Annotated in this window: 1 protein-coding gene; it reads right to left on the bottom strand. The window is 45.4% G+C overall.

Annotation, left to right across the window (positions count from 1 at the left end; genetic code table 11):
- Positions 1 to 1,169 (bottom strand): elongation factor Tu (gene tuf / locus CWB62_RS18385; RefSeq protein WP_138556291.1); only part of this gene is annotated, 1,169 nt, incomplete at its 3' end.

The following is a 1,169-nucleotide window of genomic DNA, read 5'->3' as shown; positions in this document are numbered from 1 at the left end:
GCCACAACACCAGCACCTACAGTACGGCCACCTTCACGGATAGCAAAACGAAGACCTTCATCCATCGCGATTGGTGCGATTAGAGTTACTGTCATCTTGATGTTATCACCAGGCATTACCATTTCTACGCCTTCTGGTAACTGTACGTCACCTGTTACGTCAGTTGTACGGAAGTAGAACTGTGGACGGTAACCTTTGAAGAATGGAGTATGACGACCACCTTCATCTTTAGAAAGTACGTATACTTCTGAAGTGAATGTAGTGTGTGGGTTGATTGAACCAGGCTTAGCTAGTACTTGACCACGTTCAACGTCTTCACGCTTAGTACCACGTAATAGTGCACCAATGTTCTCACCAGCACGACCTTCGTCAAGAAGCTTACGGAACATTTCAACACCAGTACAAGTAGACTTAGTAGTCTCTTTGATACCAACGATTTCAACTTCGTCATTCACGTTGATGATACCCGCTTCAACACGACCAGTTACAACAGTACCACGACCTTGGATTGAGAAAACGTCTTCGATAGGCATGATGAATGGCTTATCGATGTCACGCTCTGGCTCTGGAATGTAAGAATCTAGTGCTTCTGCAAGCTCTACAATCTTGTCTTCCCATTGCTTCTCGCCTTCAAGTGCTTTAAGTGCAGAACCTTGAATTAGTGGTAAGTCGTCACCTGGGAAATCGTACTCAGAAAGAAGTTCACGAACTTCCATTTCTACTAGCTCAAGTAGCTCTTCGTCATCAACCATGTCACATTTGTTCATGAATACGATGATGTAAGGTACGCCAACCTGACGAGAAAGAAGGATGTGCTCACGCGTTTGTGGCATTGGGCCATCAGTCGCAGCTACTACTAAGATAGCGCCGTCCATTTGTGCAGCACCAGTGATCATGTTTTTAACATAATCGGCGTGACCAGGACAATCTACGTGTGCGTAGTGACGAGTTGGTGTGTCGTACTCAACGTGTGAAGTTGAGATAGTGATACCACGCTCGCGCTCTTCTGGAGCGTTATCGATTGATGCGAAATCTTTAGCAACACCGCCGTATACTTTTGCAAGTACGTTAGTGATTGCTGCAGTTAGTGTAGTTTTACCGTGGTCAACGTGGCCGATTGTACCAACGTTTACGTGCGGTTTTACGCGTTCAAACTTTTCTTTTGCCAT

Origin of the sequence: Pseudoalteromonas sp. S408, from assembly GCF_005886645.1 — a bacterium.
Classification (GTDB): domain Bacteria; phylum Pseudomonadota; class Gammaproteobacteria; order Enterobacterales; family Alteromonadaceae; genus Pseudoalteromonas.
Note: the sequence above shows the minus strand (reverse complement) of the source record. Positions and strands in the feature narration are given on the sequence as shown.